The organism is Citrobacter sp. BIDMC107 (genome assembly GCF_001037575.1).
In the GTDB taxonomy this organism is placed as follows: domain Bacteria; phylum Pseudomonadota; class Gammaproteobacteria; order Enterobacterales; family Enterobacteriaceae; genus Citrobacter; species Citrobacter freundii.
In genome coordinates, this window is the sequence record NZ_KQ089848.1 from 151850 (window position 1) to 172091 (window position 20242).

A 20242-nucleotide genomic window follows, 5' to 3' on the forward strand; every position below is an offset into this window, starting at 1 on the left:
ATGTTTGATTTTTCAAAGGTTGTGGACAGGCATGGTACCTGGTGCACTCAGTGGGATTACGTTGCCGACCGTTTTGGTTCAGCCGACCTGCTGCCATTCACCATCTCCGATATGGATTTTGCCACCGCACCCTGTATTCTGGAGGCGCTGACTCAGCGCCTGTCACATGGCGTGTTGGGTTACAGTCGCTGGAAAAATGATGAATTTCTTGCGGCGATTAGTCACTGGTTTCTATCGCGTCATAATACCCAAATCGATCCTCAGTCGCTGGTTTATGGCCCCTCGGTCATCTATATGGTATCGGAGCTGATCCGCCAGTGGTCTTCTGCGGGTGATGCGGTGGTGATTCATACGCCGGCGTACGACGCGTTTTACAAAGCAATTGAAGGTAATCAGCGCGTGGTGCGCGCTGTCGAACTGGAAAAACGCACTGACGGTTGGTACTGCGACATGGCCGCGCTGGAGAATGCCCTGTCTCGTCCAGAGAGCAAAATTCTTCTGCTCTGTAGCCCACAAAATCCGACGGGCAAAGTGTGGACGCGTGATGAGCTGGAAACCATGGCAGAACTGTGTCAGCGCCATGGTGTAAAAGTTATTTCCGATGAGATCCATATGGATATGGTATGGGGGGATCACCCACATATCCCCTGGAGTAACGTCGCGCGTGACAGCTGGGCGCTGCTCACTTCCGGATCAAAAAGTTTTAATATTCCGGCACTGACCGGGGCTTACGGAATTATTGAAGACGCTCAAAGCCGTAACGATTATCTCTGCGCATTAAAAGGTCGCGATGGTCTTTCCTCACCAGCAGTGCTCGCGCTGAGCGCACATATTGCCGCCTATCATCAGGGCGCAAGCTGGCTTGATGCGCTGCGGGATTACCTTACCAGCAATTTGCATTACGTCGCCCGCGAGCTTAATGCCGCATTCCCCGAACTGAACTGGCAGGTTCCGCAATCCACCTATCTGGCATGGATTGACCTGCGTCCGCTCAACATTGATGACCACGCATTGCAGGAAGCGCTCATCCACCAGCAGAAAGTCGCCATCATGCCCGGATACACATACGGCGAAGAAGGACGCGGTTTTGTGCGCCTGAATGCCGGATGTCCACGATCCAAACTTGAAAAAGGCGTTCAGGGGTTGATTAACGGCATACGTTCTGTACGCTAATAAAGTTTGCGCAATGAAATTATTCATTGCGCAACATAGATTTTTATCCCGATTTTTTCTTATAATACGACGCACTTTACCTAAATACACGAGTGCGACCATGATTGATACTTCCCTCCCCTTGACCGACGTCCATCGCCACCTTGATGGTAACATCCGTGCCCAAACGATTCTGGATCTGGGTCGTCAGTTCAATTTAACGCTCCCGGCACAAACGTTGGAAACGCTGATCCCTCATGTGCAAGTGACATCCACTGAGCCAGATTTAGTGAGTTTTTTATCCAAGCTCGACTGGGGCGTGAAGGTACTGGCCTCGCTGGATGCCTGTCGCCGCGTAGCATTTGAAAATATTGAGGATGCAGCACGTAACGGTCTGCACTATGTAGAATTACGTTTTTCACCAGGCTATATGGCGATGGCGCATCAACTCCCGGTGGCAGGTGTGGTTGAAGCCGTCATCGCAGGCGTGCGCGAGGGCTGCAAGACCTTTGGCGTCGAAGCACGCTTAATTGGCATTATGAGCCGTACTTTTGGCGAAGCCGCCTGTCTGCAGGAACTGGATGCGCTGTTAGCCCACCGAGATCATATTACGGCACTGGATCTAGCCGGTGACGAACTGGGATTCCCTGGCAGTCTGTTCCTGTCCCATTTCAACCAGGCACGCGACGCCGGCTGGCATATTACCGTGCATGCGGGCGAAGCCGCGGGACCAGAAAGCATCTGGCAGGCCATTAAAGAGCTGGGCGCTGAGCGTATTGGTCACGGCGTTAAAGCCGTTGAAGATCGTGCGTTGATGGATTACCTCGCCGAGCATCGTATCGGCATCGAATCCTGCCTGACATCAAACATTCAGACCAGCACCGTTGCCTCACTAGCGAACCATCCGCTGAAAACGTTCCTTGAGCATGGCGTTATTGCTAGTTTGAATACGGACGACCCGGCTGTTCAGGGTGTGGATATTATTCACGAGTACACCATTACCGCACCAGCTGCAGGCCTAACGCACGAACAGATCCGCCAGGCGCAAATCAACGGTCTGGAAATGGCATTCCTGAGTAACGAAGAAAAACAAGCCTTGCGCGAGAAAGTCGCCGCAGCGTAACGGGTAAAGTGCTGAATGGCGCTAACGCTTGTCCGGCCTACGTTGGTTTTCATTGTAGGCCGGATAAGATGCCTGAGCATCTCCATCCGGCATTAGTCCAATCAAGCAAGGCACAGCGTCGAACGATGTTTCGCAGATTCGATACCCAGCTCAATCAGCTCCATAATTTGGATAGCCTGTCTCGCCGGTACCGGGTTTTCACCGTTACCGTTTAGCGCATCACGAATGCCAGCATAGTACGCCGGATAGTTGCCTGGTACAGTAAGCCAGGTTTCTTCAACCTGCTCTTCGCCTTCTACTCGCGTCAAAACGCCATCGCGCATATCATAACCCCAGTCTTCCTGTGGTAGTCGCTCGCCATTTTTCAGACGCTCTTCCTGCGGGTCAAGACCATACTTCACATAGCTGCCACGCGATCCGTGCACAATATAACGGGCCGATTCTGCGGCAGCGAGCATGGTGCCATGCAGGATCACACGACGCTGCGGATACGTCAGGATGGCATGGAAGTAATCCGTCGCCTGCGCGCCTGGACGCAACTGGGCCAGGTCTACCGTCAGGCTGACGGGCAAACCAAACAGATTAATCGCCTGATCCAAAAGATGCGGTGCTAAATCGTACCAGATACCGCTTCCCGGACCGCCCTGTTCACGCCAACGGTCACGAACCTGCGGGCGGAAACGATCGAAATGGGATTCGAAATACGCCACCTCTCCCAAAACACCATCCGCCAGCAGAGCTTTCAGCGTCAGAAAATCACTGTCCCAGCGACGGTTATGGAACACAGACAGCACGCGCCCGAGGCTGCGCGCCAGCGTATCCAGCTCACGAGCTTGTGACAGTGTCACAGTAAAAGGCTTATCAACAACCACATGTTTGCCCGCTTCCAGCGCAGCTTTCGCTAATGGAAAGTGTGTGTCATTAGGCGTGGGGATCACAATCAGGTCGATATTTGGATCGTTAAAAAGATGCTTAGGCTCAGCAACAACCGCCACCGTAGGCCAGTCTGCCTTCACTTTTGCTTCATCACTACTGGAAACTGCAGCCAGTTCCAGGCCCGGCGTGCCCACAATCAGGGGGGCATGGAAGGTTTTACTGGCATAACCATAGCCAATTAGCCCAACGCGGATGTTGTCATTCATGTTATTGCCTCTCAATTCAGGACTGACCTATTTCACACCATACCTTGCAACGTCTCAATAGTTTAATAACCTTTGCGCTACAAAGGTTACTTTTAACTTAAGTCAAACATATGCCACTTATGCTTAACTTGCAGCGAAAAAGAGGGAGAAATCGTTCCCAACCATCTTGCTGTATTAATGAGAGATTAGTAACATTTGCAGCCTGTGTTTATGGATAAATCAAAGCAAATGTCATCAGTAATGAATCGTCTTATTGAATTAACAGGTTGGATTGTTCTCGCCGTCTCCGTGATCCTGCTGGGTGTTGCCAATCATATTGACAATTACCAGCCACCAGAGCCCGTTGCGGCAGTGCAGAAGAAATAAGCATCCGCAACCTTTTATTGCCCGGCAATTAACATTGGTAGTTGCAGGGTTTGCCGGTAAAAGATCGCTTTCTGTCAAAAAAAGCGAATTATGCCGCATCCCGCTCCGCTGCATATTGCCAGCGATCGCTAAGCGCGTTACCCTTGCCGAAGACGCGCATAGCGCCTGCTTTTTCACAGGTATGAACACTCTTCTTACATTTGCACGTAAATCCGCTTTTACCTGTGCACGTTGTTTATTTTTATATTTTCTACTCCGTTGGTATTATTTTATTAATATGGATCTGCATTTATGACTGTTCAGGATTACTTATTAAAATTCCGCAAAATCAGTTCACTCGAAAGTCTGGAAAAACTTTTCGACCATTTAAACTACACGCTCACCGACGATAGCGACATGATCAATATGTACCGTGCCGCAGACCATCGCCGTGCGGAGCTTATATCCGGAGGCCGTCTGTTTGATGTTGGTCAGGTACCTAAATCAGTCTGGCATTACGTGCAATAGAGAAGAAAGTAGCGCTCAACGTTAAAAGCTTTATAATAATCGCCCCAAAATGAATGGCATGATTGATTGCGCGCGTAAAACTGGAGAAGAGATGACTACCACACCGGCACAACGTATCGGAGGCTGGCTACTTGGGCCACTGGCCTGGCTGTTAGTCGCGTTGTTGAGCGCTTCGCTGGCGTTATTACTTTATGTCACTGCGCTGGCAACACCGCAAACCTTCAAAACGCTGGGTGAGCAAAGTACAGCAAATTTGCTGTTATGGGGCGTCTCCTTTGTTACCGCGATCGCCATGTGGTATTACACACTGTGGCTGACAATTGCGTTTTTCAAACGCAGAGCCTGTGTGCCCAAGCATTACATTCTGTGGCTGCTGATCTCCGTGTTGCTGGCGATTAAAGCGTTTGCATTTTCACCCGTCCCAGACGCTTTTGCCGTGCGCCAACTGCTGTTCCCATTACTGGCCGCAGCACTGTTGGTGCCCTACTTCAAGCGATCGCAGCGCGTTAAATCGACGTTTGTGAACCCGTAATAACCCTACAGTTAACCTGTTGTCGCCTGTTGTAGATTGTCAGATAATAGGCGGCTTTTTTATTTCAGGCCGAAAAATGACTGATTACCTGCTGCTGTTTGTCGGAACTGTACTGGTCAATAACTTTGTACTGGTCAAGTTTCTGGGCCTCTGCCCGTTTATGGGCGTTTCCAAAAAACTGGAAACCGCAATGGGTATGGGCCTTGCCACGACGTTTGTCATGACACTGGCATCCATCTGCGCATGGCTGATTGATACCTGGATCCTAATCCCGCTCAATCTCATCTATCTGCGCACGCTGGCTTTTATTCTGGTTATCGCCGTCGTCGTGCAGTTTACCGAAATGGTTGTGCGCAAAACCAGCCCTGCGCTGTACCGCCTACTAGGGATCTTCCTACCGCTGATCACGACTAACTGCGCAGTGTTAGGTGTGGCGCTGCTGAACATCAACCTCGGCCATAACTTTTTACAGTCGGCGCTATACGGTTTTTCCGCCGCCGTCGGCTTCTCGCTGGTGATGGTACTGTTCGCCGCGATCCGCGAACGCCTCGCCGTGGCGGACGTCCCGGCGCCGTTTCGCGGGAATGCGATTGCGCTGATTACCGCTGGTTTAATGTCATTGGCCTTTATGGGCTTTAGTGGTTTGGTGAAGTTGTAATGAATGCTATCTGGATTGCCGTTGCCGCAGTGAGTGTACTGGGTCTGGCGTTCGGCGCTATTTTGGGGTACGCCTCACGACGTTTTGCCGTTGAAGATGATCCGGTCGTGGAGAAAATTGATGAAATTCTCCCGCAAAGCCAGTGTGGGCAGTGCGGCTATCCGGGCTGTCATCCTTACGCTGAAGCGATCGGCTCTCAGGGTGAAAAAATTAACCGTTGCGCCCCCGGTGGCGAAGCGGTGATGTTAAAAATTGCCGCCCTGCTGAACGTCGATCCGCAGCCTATTGATGGTGATGAACAAGACGTTACGCCGGTGCGTATGCTGGCGGTCATTGATGAAAATAACTGTATCGGGTGCACTAAGTGTATTCAGGCCTGCCCGGTCGATGCGATCGTGGGCGCTACCCGCGCCATGCACACGGTAATGAGCGATCTCTGCACTGGGTGCAACCTGTGTGTTGACCCGTGCCCGACGCAATGCATTGAATTACGCCCGGTAGCCGAGACACCCGATAGCTGGAAATGGGATTTAAACACCATCCCTGTGCGCATCATTCCCGTGGAACAACATGTTTAAGTTATTCTCTGCATTCAGAAAAAATAAAATCTGGGACTTTGATGGTGGCATTCATCCACCAGAAATGAAAACCCAGTCAAACGGAACACCGTTGCGACAGGTTCCGCTGGCACCGCGTTTTGTTATTCCGCTGAAACAACATATTGGTGCGGAGGGTGAACTGTGCGTAAACGTGGGTGACACCGTGCTGCGTGGTCAGGCATTAACCCGCGGGCGTGGCAAAATGCTTCCAGTCCATGCGCCAACATCAGGTACCGTGGTTGCCATTGCCCCGCACTCTACCGCACATCCTTCGGCACTGGCTGAGTTGAGCGTTATCATAGACGCCGATGGCGAAGACCGCTGGATTGAGCGAGACGGCTGGACCGATTACCGCTCCCACAGCCGGGAAGAGCTGATTGCGCGTATTCATCAGTTCGGCGTCGCCGGGCTGGGTGGCGCAGGTTTTCCCACCGGCGTTAAACTGCAGGGCGGCGGAGATAAAATTGAAACGCTGATCATTAACGCCGCTGAATGCGAGCCGTACATTACAGCAGATGACCGCCTGATGCAGGACTGTGCGGCGCAGGTCGTCGAAGGAATCCGCATCCTGGCGCACATTCTTCAGCCACGCGAGATCCTCCTCGGCATAGAAGATAACAAACCGCAGGCAATATCTATGCTGCGCGCGGTGCTGGCTGATTCACACGACATCAGTTTGCGCGTGATCCCCACCAAGTACCCTTCCGGCGGGGCTAAACAGTTAACACAAATCCTGACTGGCAAGCAGGTTCCCCACGGTGGACGCTCCTCAGATATCGGGGTATTGATGCAAAACGTCGGTACCGCCTATGCAATTAAACGTGCAGTAATTGACGGTGAGCCGATCACCGAACGTGTCGTGACGCTTACCGGTGAAGCCGTCAGCCGTCCGGGCAACGTCTGGGCGCGTTTGGGCACGCCGGTTCGTCATCTGCTCAACGACGCGGGCTTCTGCCCTTCCGCCGACCAGATGGTGATTATGGGCGGACCGCTGATGGGGTTTACGCTGCCATGGCTGGATGTCCCGGTGGTGAAGATTACCAACTGTCTTCTGGCCCCCTCTGCCAGTGAAATGGGTGAAACGCCGGAAGAGAAAGGCTGCATTCGCTGTAGCGCATGCGCCGATGCCTGTCCGGCGGATCTCCTGCCACAACAGCTTTATTGGTTCAGTAAAGGGCAACAGCACGACAAAGCAACGGCCCACAATATCGCCGACTGCATTGAATGCGGTGCCTGCGCCTGGGTATGCCCAAGCAATATTCCGTTGGTGCAGTATTTCCGCCAGGAAAAAGCCGAGATTTACGCCATTAGCCAGGAAGAAAAACGAGCCGCTGAAGCGAAAGCACGGTTTGAAGCCCGACAGGCGCGCCTTGAACGTGAAAAAGCAGCGCGTCTTGAACGCCATAAGAGCGCCGCTGCTCAACCGGCGGCCAAAGACCATGATGCCATTGCCGCCGCGCTGGCTCGCGTAAAAGAAAAACAGGCTCAGGCGCTGCAGCCGGTAGTAATTCAGGCAGGTGAAAAACCTGACAATAGCGCAGTGATTGCCGCACGCGAGGCGCGTAAGGCACAAGCTCGTGCTTCCCGTAAGGAAAATTCGCCGCAAAGTGAAGGCAGCAGCACGGGTACAGATCCGCGTAAAGCTGCCGTCGAAGCGGCAATTGCTCGCGCCAAAGCCCGCAAGCTCGAACAGCAGGCGGTACCGGAAACAGCCGAGCCGGTTGATCCACGCAAAGCCGCCGTGGAAGCGGCCATCGCCCGCGCCAAAGCCCGCAAGCTCGAGCAGCAGGTGGTACCGGAAACAGCCGAACCGGTTGATCCGCGTAAAGCCGCCGTGGAAGCGGCCATTGCCCGCGCCAAGGCCCGCAAGCTCGAGCAGCAAGTGGTACCGGAAACAGCCGAACCGGCTGATCCACGCAAAGCCGCCGTCGCGGCCGCTATCGCACGCGCTCAGGCAAAGAAAGCCGCACAGCAGCAGGTTGTTAACGAGGAATAAATGGTATTCAGAATAGCAAGCTCCCCTTATACCCATAACCAGCGCCAGACATCACGTATCATGATGTTGGTGTTACTTGCGGCATTGCCGGGGATCGCCGCACAGCTGTGGTTCTTCGGCTGGGGTACGTTGTTCCAGATAGTTCTGGCCGCCATCAGCGCTATCGCTGCCGAAGCGGGCGTGCTTAAACTGCGTAAACAACCCATTGTGCCGATTTTAAAAGACAACTCTGCGTTACTCACCGGGTTGCTGCTGGCCGTGAGTATTCCCCCGCTCGCCCCCTGGTGGATGGTGGTATTGGGCACGGTATTCGCGGTTATCATTGCGAAACAGCTGTATGGCGGTCTCGGTCAGAACCCGTTTAACCCTGCCATGATTGGTTACGTCGTGCTGCTAATCTCATTTCCAGTACAGATGACCAGTTGGCTGCCGCCGCACGAAATTGCGGCTACAGTGCCTGGGTTCTTTGACGCGCTGAACGTTATCCTTAGCGGCCATACCGTCAGCGGTGGGGATATGAATACACTGCGTATGGGCATTGATGGTATCAGCCAGGCAACGCCTCTCGATACCTTTAAGACATCACTGCATGCCGGGCATACCGTTGAACAGGTGATGCAATACTCGATTTACAGCGGTGTGCTGGCAGGCGCGGGCTGGCAGTGGGTTAATCTTGCCTGGCTGGCGGGTGGTATCGTTCTGTTATGGCAGGGGGCGATTCGCTGGCATATCCCGGTTAGCTTCCTGCTGTCGCTCGCCGTTTGCGCCACTCTGGGATGGTTGTTCTCACCTGAGTCACTCGCGTCTCCTCAGTTACACCTGCTTTCCGGCGCAACCATGCTGGGTGCATTTTTTATTCTTACCGACCCCGTTACGGCCTCGACAACTAACCGCGGCCGCCTGATTTTTGGCGCACTTGCGGGGTTGTTAGTATGGTTGATTCGCAGTTTTGGCGGTTATCCTGACGGTGTAGCCTTTGCTGTATTACTGGCAAATATCACGGTTCCCCTGATTGATTATTATACCCGCCCTCGCGTGTACGGACATCGCTAAGGACTCCCAATGCTGAAAACGATTCGTAAACACGGTATTACGCTGGCACTGTTTGCTGCTGGTTCAACGGGATTAACCGCGGCAATCAATCAATTAACCAAGTCCACCATTGATGAACAGGCCGCGCTGCAGCAAAAAGCACTGTTCGATCAGGTGCTACCTGGCGATCGCTACAATAATAACTTGTCTGAGAGCTGTTATCTGGTCAATGCGCAGGCATTGGGCAAAGGTGCTCACCGCGTGTATATTGCCCGCCAGGACGACCGTCCCGTTGCAGCAATTCTTGAAGCTACGGCGCCAGATGGGTATTCCGGGGCGATTCAACTGCTGGTCGGTGTCGATTTTACGGGTACCGTGTTGGGTACGCGGGTAACCGAGCATCATGAAACCCCGGGACTGGGCGATAAAATCGAACTGCGACTGTCCGACTGGATCACCCACTTTAGCGGCAAAACGATCGCTACGGGTAACGATGCCCACTGGGCTGTGAAAAAAGACGGCGGCGACTTTGACCAGTTTACTGGCGCAACCATTACGCCGCGGGCGGTAGTGAACGCAGTAAAACGCGCCGGTTTGTATGCGCAGACGCTACCCGCGCAGCTTCCTCAACTTAGCGCCTGTGGAGAATAAACCATGAGCGAAATTAAAGACGTTATTGTCCAGGGGTTATGGAAAAATAACTCCGCGCTTGTGCAGCTACTCGGGATGTGTCCGCTGTTGGCTGTTACCTCTACCGCCACTAACGCGCTGGGGCTGGGGCTCGCGACGACGCTCGTTCTGACGCTGACCAACCTGACGATTTCGGCCCTTCGTCGCTGGACTCCGCCTGAAATCCGTATTCCAATTTATGTCATGATCATCGCCTCCGTGGTGAGTGCGGTGCAGATGCTGATCAATGCCTATGCCTTTGGCCTGTATCAGTCTCTGGGCATCTTTATCCCGCTGATTGTGACCAACTGTATTGTTGTTGGCCGCGCAGAAGCCTTCGCCGCCAAAAAAGGCCCTGCATTATCCGCACTCGATGGTTTTTCCATCGGTATGGGGGCGACCGGCGCCATGTTTGTTCTGGGCTCGCTGCGTGAAATAATTGGTAACGGTACACTGTTTGATGGCGCAGACGGTTTGTTGGGTAACTGGGCCAAAGTATTGCGCGTTGAGATCTTCCATACTGATACGCCGTTTCTGCTGGCCATGCTGCCACCAGGCGCGTTTATTGGTCTGGGCTTGATGCTGGCAGTTAAGTACCTGATTGATGAGAGAATGAAGAAACGTCGTGCCGAAGCGGCTGTCGCGGACAGTCCAGCTGGTGAAACAGGGAATGTCTCATGAACAAAGCAAAACGTCTGGAAATACTGACTCGCCTGCGGGATAACAACCCGCATCCGACAACCGAGCTTAATTTTACATCGCCGTTTGAACTGCTGATTTCGGTCTTGCTATCCGCTCAGGCCACCGATGTCAGCGTCAATAAAGCGACGGCTAAACTATACCCCGTCGCCAATACGCCTGCTGCGATGCTGGAGCTCGGAGTTGAAGGTGTTAAGTCCTACATCAAGACAATCGGTTTGTTTAACAGCAAAGCGGAAAACGTAATTAAAACCTGCCGCATTCTGCTGGAACAACATAATGGTGAAGTGCCTGAAGACCGTGCTGCGTTAGAAGCTCTCCCCGGCGTTGGGCGCAAGACGGCTAATGTGGTGTTAAATACCGCCTTTGGCTGGCCCACTATTGCCGTAGATACCCACATTTTCCGGGTATGTAACCGGACACAATTCGCCCCAGGTAAAAACGTCGAGCAGGTAGAAGAAAAGCTACTGAAAGTCGTACCCAGTGAATTTAAAGTCGATTGCCACCACTGGTTAATTCTTCATGGCCGCTACACCTGTATAGCCAGAAAGCCACGTTGTGGTTCCTGTATCATCGAAGATCTCTGCGAATTCAAAGAGAAAGTCGATATCTAATGCTGTCGGGGCATCCTCTTTGCCCCATACCATACATAACGTTTAGTTATGCACTCCCCAATGTTTCTTTTCCCGACAATGATGCCATTCAATTGCTCAAATCTAATGCAATATTCTTGTTAATTAACACCTGAGCAGGTTAATCGTTTTTTTAGCAAAAGAAATTTCTATCTATACGTGATCCAGATCATCCAGCTAACACAATGTTAATAAGTTTTTATTTTTTAGTTAAAGTGACAATTAGATGACCTAACTGCACAGTTTATAAACAAAACATTACACTGCCTATTTTTCAGATAATGGCCTATATCACTGGATTCAACCTTAAATAGCAGAACATATCGCCACATTGCGGTTTTAGCGGTGATTAAACAGTGTAAAAATCTGCTATTTTACAAATGAAGAAATTTAACGCTAGATAACATTTCGCAGCCCCGACGATTTCACCAGTCATGATATATGTAACAGATTATTACAAACCACTTGTCTGAATGGTCAAGATAGTGAACATTACTTGCCGTTTCCCCTCCCACTATAACAATCGGACGGATGAACTTGACTCATCACGTACCTGAACACCCCCGTTGATATGGGATGTAAAAAAAGAGGTAAAAGTGTCTACTGCAAACAATAAACCAACAGAAAGCGTAAGTTTAAACGCCTTCAAACAACCAAAAGCGTTCTATCTCATTTTCTCTATTGAGCTGTGGGAACGTTTTGGTTATTACGGCCTGCAAGGGATCATGGCCGTCTACCTGGTTAAACAACTGGGCATGTCAGAAGCGGATTCCATCACCCTTTTCTCCTCCTTTAGCGCCCTGGTATATGGCCTGGTTGCGATTGGCGGCTGGTTAGGTGATAAAGTTCTGGGTACAAAACGCGTCATTATGCTGGGTGCCGTTGTCCTGGCCATTGGTTATGCGCTGGTAGCATGGTCCGGTCACGATGCGGGTATCGTTTATATGGGCATGGCGGCTATCGCGGTCGGTAACGGCCTGTTTAAAGCAAACCCATCCTCCCTGCTCTCTACCTGCTATGCCAAAGATGACCCGCGTCTTGATGGTGCATTTACCATGTACTACATGTCCGTCAACATCGGTTCATTCTTCTCTATGCTGGCAACGCCATGGTTAGCTGCGCGTTACGGCTGGAGCACCGCGTTTGCGCTGAGCGTCGTGGGTATGCTGATTACCGTTGTTAACTTCGCATTCTGTCAGCGCTGGGTTAAACAATACGGTTCTAAACCTGACTTTGAACCAATCAACTTCCGTAACCTGCTGCTGACTATCGTTGGCGTTGTGGTTCTGATCGCGATTGCGACCTGGCTGCTGCACAACCAGCAGATCGCACGTATGGTTCTGGGTGTAATTGCCATTGGTATCGTGTTTATCTTCGGTAAAGAAGCCTTCACCATGAAAGGTGCTGCGCGTCGTAAAATGATCGTCGCCTTCATTCTGATGCTGGAAGCGATTATCTTCTTCGTGCTGTACAGCCAGATGCCGACCTCACTGAACTTCTTTGCGATTCGTAACGTTGAGCACTCTATTCTTGGCATTGCTTTCGAACCTGAACAGTACCAGGCGCTGAATCCGTTCTGGATCATCATTGGTAGCCCAATCCTCGCCGCTATCTATAACAAGATGGGCGATACCCTGCCGATGCCGACCAAGTTTGCGATTGGTATGGTGCTGTGTTCCGGTGCATTCCTGATCCTGCCGCTGGGCGCGAAATTCGCTACCGATGCGGGCATCGTTTCCGTTAACTGGCTGATTATCTGCTATGGCCTGCAAAGTATCGGTGAGCTGATGATCTCCGGTCTGGGTCTGGCAATGGTGGCACAGCTGGTTCCGCAACGCCTGATGGGCTTCATCATGGGTAGCTGGTTCCTGACCACTGCCGGTGCAAACATCATCGGTGGCTACGTCGCTAACATGATGGCTGTACCAGAGAATGTGACTGACCCGCTGATGTCCCTTGAAGTCTACGGTCGTGTGTTCCTGCAGATTGGTGTTGCGACGGCTGTTATCGCTGTTCTGATGCTGCTGACGGCTCCGAAACTGAACCGTATGACTCAGGATGACGAAGCCGATGAGAAAGCCGCTAAGGCCGCGACAGCGTAATTCTCAGGGAAACTCATTTTCAGGCCGCTAACTGTTGTTAGCGGCTTTTTTTTTGCATGAGGTAGCACTACCATACGATATACCTCAGCCAAAAGGAGTTACCGATGAAACTGTTCTACAAACCGGGCGCTTGTTCTCTCGCTTCCCACATCACACTTCGTGAGAGCGGTAAAGATTTCACGCTGGATGGTGTTGATCTGATGAAGAAACGTCTGGAAAATGGCAATGATTTTTTCGCGGTAAACCCAAAAGGGCAAGTTCCCGCACTGCTGCTGGATGACGGTACGCTACTTACCGAAGGTGTCGCCATCATGCAATACCTGGCGGACAGCGTGCCAGACCGTCAGCTCCTTGCCCCTACCAGCAGCCTCTCCCGTTACAAAACCATCGAATGGCTTAACTACATTGCGACAGAACTGCATAAAGGCTTTACGCCACTGTTCCGTCCCGATACGCCGGAAGACTTCAAGCCAACCGTTCGCGCGCTGCTGGAGAAAAAAATGCAGTATGTGAACGACTCGCTAAAAGATAACCAATGGATCTGCGGCCCGCGCTTCAGCATCGCCGATGCCTACCTGTTTACCGTACTGCGTTGGGCCTATGCGGTTAAGCTGAATATGGCAGGATTAAGCCATATTGACGCGTATATGGCGCGTATGGCTGAACGCCCGGCGGTTGCCGCGGCGCTTAAAGCAGAAGGGTTAAATTAATTGTTGCTGCCGGGTGGTGCTTGCGCTTGCCCGGCCTACAGCTAAAAATATGCCCGATAAGCGTGAACGCCATCGGGCATTGATTACAACTGCGTTGCGCTGAAGTAGTGTTCAGGCTTGGCAATGCGATCCTGTGCAGCCACCACCTGCAGCTCATACTCGTGCATCTCTTTGGTGGCGATCATCACTTCGTACACTGCCGCAGTCACATGCTCAAGCGCCTGCTGTAAAGACGCGCCCTGTAACAGTTTCACCAGCAACAAGCCACTGGTAACATCACCCACACCAACCGGTTGACGTGTGCCAAAATCGACCAGCGGGCGACTGATATGCCACGCCTGCTCAGCGGTGACCAGCAGCATCTCGAAACGGTCGGTGCTAATACCTGCGCGTGCCAGATGCTTCACCAGTACAATTTCAGGTCCCTGAGCGATCAGTTCACGCGCCGCCGCAACGGCCTCATCGACATTGTTCACCGCATGCTCGCACAGAATTTCGAGCTCAACCAAATTCGGGGCAATAATGTCACTAGCCGGAAGCGCATGACGTACATGAAATTCCGCCACACCCGGAGCTACGATACACCCCTTTTCAGGGTGTCCCATCACCGGATCGCAAAAGTATTTTGCCTGCGGGTTGGCCGCTTTTACTTTACGTACAATACCCAGAATATGCTCGCCCTGTTCAGCTGAGCCAAGATAGCCGCTCAGTACTGCGTCACAGGTCTGGAGTTTATCAATATCAGCAATGCCCTGGACAATTTCAGTCAGATGGCTCGGCGGCATAACGCAACCGGTCCATTTGCCATACTGCGTGTGGTTTGAAAACTGGACGGTATTCAACGGCCAGACGTTTGCGCCAAGACGACGCATCGGAAATTCTGCTGCACTGTTGCCCGCATGGCCAAAAACAACGTGGGACTGGATGGCGAGGATATTCTTCATTTTACTTATCACAACCCTGAAAAAATAAAGGGGCGTAGTTTCCCACGCCCCTGCTAACGCAATCTTACTTCCAGCAAATCAGACAATAGTTCTTCTTGCCACGGCGCAGTAAGGTATAGCGCCCGAACAGGATATCACTCTCCTGGAAGAAATATTCCGGATCGGACTGCTTCTCACCGTTGATGGTCACCGCGTTAGACGCAATGGTCTTACGGGCCTGACCGCGAGAAGGTTGCAGCTCGGAGTCTACCAGCGCCTGCATCAAATCGGCACCTTTATCCATCTCGATCATCGGCACGCCATCCTGCGCCAGCTGTTCGAAATCTGCTTCACTCAAATCGCTGAGATTGCCATTGAACAAGCTTTCGGTAATGCGTTTTGCCGCGACCAGACCTTCTTCACCGTGAACCAGACGCGTAACCTGTTCGGCCAGAACATACTGGGCACGCGGCGCTTTACCGCTGTTTTTATCTTCTTCTTCCAGCGCATTGATCTCTTCAATATCCATGAAAGTGAAGAATTTCAGGAAGCGATAAACGTCCGCATCGGCGGTGTTGATCCAGAACTGGTAGAATTTGTACGGACTGGTTTTCTTCGGATCCAGCCACACTGCGCCGCCTTCCGTCTTACCGAATTTGGTGCCATCAGCTTTAGTAATCAGTGGTACGGTCAGACCAAACACCTGATTCTGATGCAGACGACGGGTCAAATCGATACCCGAAGTAATGTTACCCCACTGGTCAGAACCACCAATCTGCAGTGCCACGCCGTGCAGCTTATTCAGGCAGGCAAAGTCATAACCCTGCAGCAGGTTGTAAGAAAACTCGGTAAAGGAGATCCCCTGATCGTCACGGTTCAGACGCTGCTTAACCGCTTCTTTGTTGATCATCTGGTTAACGGAGAAGTGTTTGCCGATATCACGCAGGAAAGTCAGTACGTTCATACCGCCAAACCAGTCGTAGTTGTTCGCAGCAATCGCCGAGTTGTCGCCACAGTCGAAATCGAGGAACGGTGCAACCTGTTTGCGGATTTTATCCACCCACTCCTGCACGGTGTCCTCGGTATTCAGTTTACGCTCGGCGGCTTTAAAGCTCGGGTCACCAATCAGACCAGTTGCGCCACCTACCAGTGCGACAGGCTTATGGCCTGCCTGCTGGAAGCGTTTCAGGCATAACAATGGAACCAGATGCCCCAAATGCAAGCTGTCAGCGGTAGGATCGAAGCCGCAATAGAGCGCGATCGGGCCTTGCGCCAGTCGCTCTGCTAACGCTTCCTCGTCCGTCACCTGGGCCACCAGCCCCCGCTCTTGCAATTGTTTAATCAAGTTACTGCTTGCCATCAAAATCTCCATGTATAAAACGACTGCACCTTTGCCGGTACACGACTTTTCGCCTGATGCGAAAGAAACATAGAATAAAGCGCCGGATTGATCAGCACCAGCGCTTAAAACAAGAAATTTGCATCTTTAGGGGGCCAGGCGATCAATTTTCCACGCGTTATCTTCGCGTTGGTATAAAAAACGATCGTGTAAGCGGTTTTCACCACCTTGCCAGAACTCCATTTGCTCAATACTCACGCGAAAGCCGCCCCAGAAACTTGGCAGCGGAACTTCTCCTTGCTGAAACTTCTGCTTCAACTCGAGAAATTTACTTTCAAGAATACCACGAGCTGAGATCCGGCTGGATTGCTTAGAGACCCAGGCGCCAATCTGGCTATCGCGTGGGCGACTGTGGAAGTATTTCACTACTTCTAACGTGGAGAGACGCTCAGCCTTGCCGATCACCATCACCTGCCGTTCCAGCGTATGCCAGGGAAATAAAAGGCTGATGCGTGGATTTTTCTCGATCTGATGCGCCTTACGGCTGCCAAGGTTGGTATAGAACACCAGCCCTTTGTCATCATAATGTTTGAGTAACACGATACGCTGATACGGCTGGCCATTTTCATCGACGGTCGCAACGACCATCGCGGTGGGATCGGCCAGTTTGGCGTCACAGGCTTGCCCCAGCCAGCGCTCAAACAGCGCAAGAGGTTCGGCGGGAAGATCGCGGCGGCGAAGACCGCCTTTCGTGTATTCACGGCGCAGATGCGCGATTTGCTGCAATTCGTCGTTATCAGACATGATGTTGGGCTACGGATTGTCAGTGGGTGACGCTATTGTGCGCCGCCCAGGTGAAAATCTCAACGCTTCGGGTTCTGTAACTGACAGTTATTTAGCACAATTCTGTCTCGTTTATAGACCGTTGCCTCGTCGCCTTTAGACCAGAAAACGTAGATTCCATCGGTATAGCGCGCACCTGATGCCGACACGCCCTGTTTGAGGTTCAATAGCTGATTATCATAAACAAAGCTTGCCGTCTGGCGGGTATTGTTCAGCTTGACGGTAAGCGGTTTTTCGTCGCAGCGGTATTCGAGCGTATCCGTTTGCATACGCTCAACAAATTGGTTGTATACGCTACACCCGCTAAGCAGTACCGGCAGACACACTAACAATAGTTTTTTCATAGCCATATCCTGAAGACTTTCCTGGTCCCGGAGGGTAATGGAACCCTCCCTAATATCCCTAGTTTACCGGCATACAGTGCTGAATAATTTCAGTTAACTCTGAGTTCGTGGATTAGCAGGATAAATAGCCCCTAAAACGCTCGGCTCTGATGCGCCAGTCACGGAAGGCAGATTTCCAGGTAATCCGGCCAGTGTCCGCCACGCCAGCCAGGCAAAGGCTAACGCTTCCATATCATCGCCGCTGATCCCGGCTTCATCCGTTGAGGTGACCTCTGTTCCCGGCAATAGTGCCGCCAGACGCATCATCAGCAGCGGATTACGGCTTCCTCCACCGCAGACCATGAGCCGTTCACAGCCGCCGCTTAGCAAGACCTGCTCTGAAATGGTCACCGCGGTCAGTTCGGCAAGCGTCGCCTGCACATCCCGCGGACTAATCCCCGGGAACTGCACCAGATGACGTTCTATCCAGCCATAATTGAAATACTCACGACCAGTGCTTTTCGGCGCAGGCGCGGAGAAATAAGGGTCGCTAAGCATATTTTGCAGTAACGGCAGGATAACCATTCCCGAAATGGCCCACTGCGCATCTTTGTCGTAAGGTTGACCGCATTGCCGCCAGATCCAGGCATCCATCAGCATATTGCCCGGCCCGGTGTCGTATCCGCGAACGGGTTGTTGCGGAATAAGCAGAGACAGATTGGCAATCCCGCCGATGTTTAACACCATCCGCCGTTCCGTTGGATGTGCCAGCAGTGCCTGATGAAACGCGGGAACGAGCGGTGCACCCTGCCCGCCAAGTGCAATATCACGTCGACGAAAATCGCCGACTACGGTTATCCCTGTACGCGCAACAATCTGGTTGTTATCGCCAATTTGCAGCGTGTGTGGCGCAGCACCGTTCGGTTCATGCCACACGGTTTGCCCGTGGCAACCAATCGCAACGATATCCTGCGGTTTCAATTTTTCTTGCGCCAATAACGCATTCACCGCCTCAGCAAATAAATAACCGAGCTGCGCGTCCAACTGACCAAACTGAGAAAGTGTAAGCTGCTGCCCCTGGCAGATATCCAGAATCGCCTGTTTAACATGAATGGGGATGGGCCAGGTCAGACTCGCCTGCTGCGCAACCATCGTTTCATCTATTGTCGCCAGCACAACATCGACGCCATCAAGGCTGGTTCCAGACATTACACCGATAAAACGGCCCGATTTCATAGGTCATCCTTTTAAGCAAATTAGCCTTGACACTCAACCATAAAGTGTCGACTAATGCCATGCTTGCTTAATGATTTTTGGTGGCTAATCATTACAATGATCGTTTAATTACATCAATTACATGAATGATTCGTTTATACTCGGTTGATCCGATTTCGGTTAAGATTTTCATATTGTTCCAGTAGAACATGTGATCTTAGGCTCACAAATGCCATATAATTTAACCATGAAGGGTGCTTTATTAGCGTTTCGTGGTGACAAAGGAGATTTGTAAATGATTAAACGTGTGCTGATTGTTTCATTAATGGGCGTATCTTTAGCGGGTTGCGTTAACAATGATAGCCTTTCAGGTGACGTGTATACCGCATCCGAAGCGAAACAAGTTCAGAACGTTACCTACGGTACGATTGTTCATGTTCGTCCGGTGCAAATCCAGGGTGGCGATGACGCAAACGTGATTGGTGCTATTGGTGGTGCGGTACTCGGCGGGTTCCTCGGTAACACCGTCGGCGGCGGTACGGGTCGTTCATTAGCGACGGCTGCAGGCGCAGTTGCCGGTGGCGTAGCGGGTCAAGGCGTACAAGGTGCGATGAATAAAACCCAGGGTGTGGAACTGGAAATCCGTAAGGATGATGGTAATACCATCATGGTGGTTCAGAAACAGGGTGCGACCAAGTTTTCAGCCGGCCAGCGCGTTGTTATGGCTAACAACGGCAGCCAGGTTACCGTGTCTCCACGCTAATCAAATTCACGTGTGGTCAGACTCTGGCCACACGTCATTTGTTGCTTCAGCCCTGTGACTGCAGCTCAATAATATTGTGTTCCAGCCTGGCGACCAGTTTAATCAGCAGATCAATTTCCTCAGCTGAAATCCCTTCCAAAATTTCTCCACGCGTCTTGTTGATAACCGCTTCCATATCAGCGATCAACGGCTCTGCTTTTTCTGTCAGTTTAATTCTCTTTGCCCGACGATCGCTGGCGCAAGTCTGTCGTGAAATGAGTCCCTTTTCCTCTAACTGGTCAAGCGTACGTACCAACGAAGGCTGCTCGATGCCAATCGCTTTAGCCAACTGAATCTGCGATTGATCCGGCGGCAACTGATGAATGTTGTGCAGCGTAACCCAATGCGTCTGCGTCAACTCCAGAGGTTTCAGGCGATGGTCAATCAGAGCACGCCAAATGCGCACCAACCGTGCCAGATCAGAACCTAATGGCGATTCCAATTTCATCTCCTTATAATTAGCTTGCTAAGTTATTGTGCTGATTTTAGAATAGTGTGCAGCATTTGTATTCCCAAAACAAATGTATTGCCAAATTTGCTTACCGGCTGACATTTTTTCAGACATCATGCGTTACGGAGACTCATTGTCTCTTTTTTGCTAAACCTATAGCAATGCTCTCTTCCGCCAAGGATTTTGCCCGTGAAGTTTATGTTTAATGCAACAGGATTGCCCCTACAAGATTTAATGATCGGCGCATCTGTCTACTTCCCTCCTGTTTTCAAGGCGATTGTAGCAGGCTTTATTCTCTGGTTGGTTGTTCATCGCCTACTGCGCGACTGGATTTACTCTGGCGAAATCTGGCATCCCTTGTTAATGGATCTGTCACTCTTTACGCTTTGCGTATGTCTGGCCTTTGTTATGCTGATAGCGTGGTGAT

General features: G+C 51.6%; 23 protein-coding genes. 16 read left to right on the plus strand and 7 right to left on the minus strand.

Translation table 11 applies throughout. From position 1 onward, the window contains the following. Both SK39_RS00705 and add read left to right on the plus strand, forming a co-directional pair. Positions 1-1173 (plus strand): MalY/PatB family protein, encoded by a 1173-nt coding sequence (locus tag SK39_RS00705; protein WP_048216492.1) that lies wholly within the window; start codon positions 1-3, stop codon positions 1171-1173. Positions 1174-1273: 100 nt separating this feature from the next. Further along, positions 1274-2275: an adenosine deaminase gene (gene add / locus SK39_RS00710; protein WP_048216493.1), complete on the plus strand. Its 1002-nt coding sequence runs from the start codon at positions 1274-1276 to the stop codon at positions 2273-2275. 101 nt (positions 2276-2376) lie between these two features. On the opposite strand, the gene SK39_RS00715 is transcribed toward add, so the two are convergent. Further along, on the minus strand, positions 2377-3417 hold the full coding sequence (locus tag SK39_RS00715; RefSeq protein ID WP_032935818.1) for an oxidoreductase: 1041 nt from the start codon (positions 3415-3417) through the stop codon (positions 2377-2379). Between the two features lie 240 nt (positions 3418-3657). On the opposite strand from SK39_RS00715, the gene blr reads away from it, so the two are divergent. The 12 genes from blr (at position 3658) to gstA (ending at position 13919) form a co-directional block, all read left to right on the plus strand. After that, positions 3658-3783 carry a division septum protein Blr gene (gene blr, locus SK39_RS00720; RefSeq protein ID WP_003029134.1) on the plus strand — a complete coding sequence of 42 codons (126 nt, stop codon included), beginning with the start codon at positions 3658-3660 and terminating at the stop codon, positions 3781-3783. 291 nt (positions 3784-4074) lie between these two features. Continuing rightward, positions 4075-4290, plus strand: coding sequence for a transcription modulator YdgT (gene ydgT / locus SK39_RS00725; RefSeq protein ID WP_003029138.1), 216 nt, complete (start codon positions 4075-4077; stop codon positions 4288-4290). Between the two features lie 91 nt (positions 4291-4381). Further along, positions 4382-4822: a DUF2569 domain-containing protein gene (locus tag SK39_RS00730; protein WP_003832803.1), complete on the plus strand. Its 441-nt coding sequence runs from the start codon at positions 4382-4384 to the stop codon at positions 4820-4822. 76 nt (positions 4823-4898) lie between these two features. Next, positions 4899-5480, plus strand: a complete 582-nt coding sequence (rsxA, locus tag SK39_RS00735; RefSeq protein WP_003029144.1) for an electron transport complex subunit RsxA — start codon at positions 4899-4901, stop codon at positions 5478-5480. Then, positions 5480-6058 carry an electron transport complex subunit RsxB gene (gene rsxB / locus SK39_RS00740; protein WP_003029148.1) on the plus strand — a complete coding sequence of 193 codons (579 nt, stop codon included), beginning with the start codon at positions 5480-5482 and terminating at the stop codon, positions 6056-6058. The genes rsxA and rsxB overlap by 1 nt, the downstream gene beginning before the upstream one ends. Then, positions 6051-8075, plus strand: a complete 2025-nt coding sequence (gene rsxC / locus SK39_RS00745; protein WP_048216494.1) for an electron transport complex subunit RsxC — start codon at positions 6051-6053, stop codon at positions 8073-8075. The genes rsxB and rsxC overlap by 8 nt, the downstream gene beginning before the upstream one ends. Beyond that, positions 8076-9128 carry an electron transport complex subunit RsxD gene (gene rsxD / locus SK39_RS00750; RefSeq protein ID WP_032935823.1) on the plus strand — a complete coding sequence of 351 codons (1053 nt, stop codon included), beginning with the start codon at positions 8076-8078 and terminating at the stop codon, positions 9126-9128. Positions 9129-9137: 9 nt separating this feature from the next. Then, positions 9138-9758 (plus strand): electron transport complex subunit RsxG, encoded by a 621-nt coding sequence (rsxG, locus tag SK39_RS00755; protein ID WP_032935825.1) that lies wholly within the window; start codon positions 9138-9140, stop codon positions 9756-9758. A 3-nt stretch (positions 9759-9761) separates the two neighbouring features. Beyond that, positions 9762-10457: an electron transport complex subunit E gene (locus SK39_RS00760; protein WP_003029158.1), complete on the plus strand. Its 696-nt coding sequence runs from the start codon at positions 9762-9764 to the stop codon at positions 10455-10457. Then, complete coding sequence (gene nth / locus SK39_RS00765; RefSeq protein WP_003029161.1) at positions 10454-11089, plus strand: endonuclease III; 636 nt, start codon at positions 10454-10456, stop codon at positions 11087-11089. Before SK39_RS00760 ends, nth begins: the two co-directional genes overlap by 4 nt. Before the next feature lie 614 nt (positions 11090-11703). Beyond that, complete coding sequence (gene dtpA / locus SK39_RS00770; protein ID WP_003029162.1) at positions 11704-13209, plus strand: dipeptide/tripeptide permease DtpA; 1506 nt, start codon at positions 11704-11706, stop codon at positions 13207-13209. 104 nt (positions 13210-13313) lie between these two features. Further along, positions 13314-13919, plus strand: coding sequence for a glutathione transferase GstA (gene gstA, locus SK39_RS00775; protein ID WP_048216495.1), 606 nt, complete (start codon positions 13314-13316; stop codon positions 13917-13919). Between the two features lie 83 nt (positions 13920-14002). Here the strand turns inward: gstA and pdxY are convergent, their stop codons facing one another. The 5 genes from pdxY to anmK all read right to left on the minus strand — a co-directional run bounded on the left by pdxY (position 14003) and on the right by anmK (position 18583). Continuing rightward, positions 14003-14863, minus strand: a complete 861-nt coding sequence (gene pdxY, locus SK39_RS00780) for a pyridoxal kinase PdxY (RefSeq protein ID WP_003029165.1) — start codon at positions 14861-14863, stop codon at positions 14003-14005. Positions 14864-14927: 64 nt separating this feature from the next. Beyond that, a complete protein-coding gene (gene tyrS, locus SK39_RS00785; RefSeq protein ID WP_003029168.1) occupies positions 14928-16202 on the minus strand; it encodes a tyrosine--tRNA ligase in 1275 nt (424 codons plus the stop codon). A gap of 126 nt (positions 16203-16328) precedes the next feature. Next, complete coding sequence (pdxH, locus tag SK39_RS00790; RefSeq protein WP_003029169.1) at positions 16329-16985, minus strand: pyridoxamine 5'-phosphate oxidase; 657 nt, start codon at positions 16983-16985, stop codon at positions 16329-16331. A 59-nt stretch (positions 16986-17044) separates the two neighbouring features. Then, positions 17045-17374: a C-type lysozyme inhibitor gene (gene mliC, locus SK39_RS00795; RefSeq protein ID WP_003029170.1), complete on the minus strand. Its 330-nt coding sequence runs from the start codon at positions 17372-17374 to the stop codon at positions 17045-17047. Between the two features lie 87 nt (positions 17375-17461). Next, positions 17462-18583: an anhydro-N-acetylmuramic acid kinase gene (anmK, locus tag SK39_RS00800; RefSeq protein ID WP_048216496.1), complete on the minus strand. Its 1122-nt coding sequence runs from the start codon at positions 18581-18583 to the stop codon at positions 17462-17464. A gap of 274 nt (positions 18584-18857) precedes the next feature. Between anmK and slyB the strand changes: the two genes are divergently transcribed. Beyond that, positions 18858-19325, plus strand: a complete 468-nt coding sequence (slyB, locus tag SK39_RS00805) for an outer membrane lipoprotein SlyB (protein WP_003029175.1) — start codon at positions 18858-18860, stop codon at positions 19323-19325. Positions 19326-19371: 46 nt separating this feature from the next. Here slyB and slyA read toward each other — a convergent pair whose 3' ends face one another. Next, a complete protein-coding gene (gene slyA, locus SK39_RS00810) occupies positions 19372-19812 on the minus strand; it encodes a transcriptional regulator SlyA (RefSeq protein WP_019076732.1) in 441 nt (146 codons plus the stop codon). 192 nt (positions 19813-20004) lie between these two features. On the opposite strand from slyA, the gene SK39_RS00815 reads away from it, so the two are divergent. Then, a complete protein-coding gene (locus tag SK39_RS00815; RefSeq protein WP_003029180.1) occupies positions 20005-20241 on the plus strand; it encodes a DUF1656 domain-containing protein in 237 nt (78 codons plus the stop codon). The last annotated feature ends 1 nt before the right edge of the window (position 20242 follow it).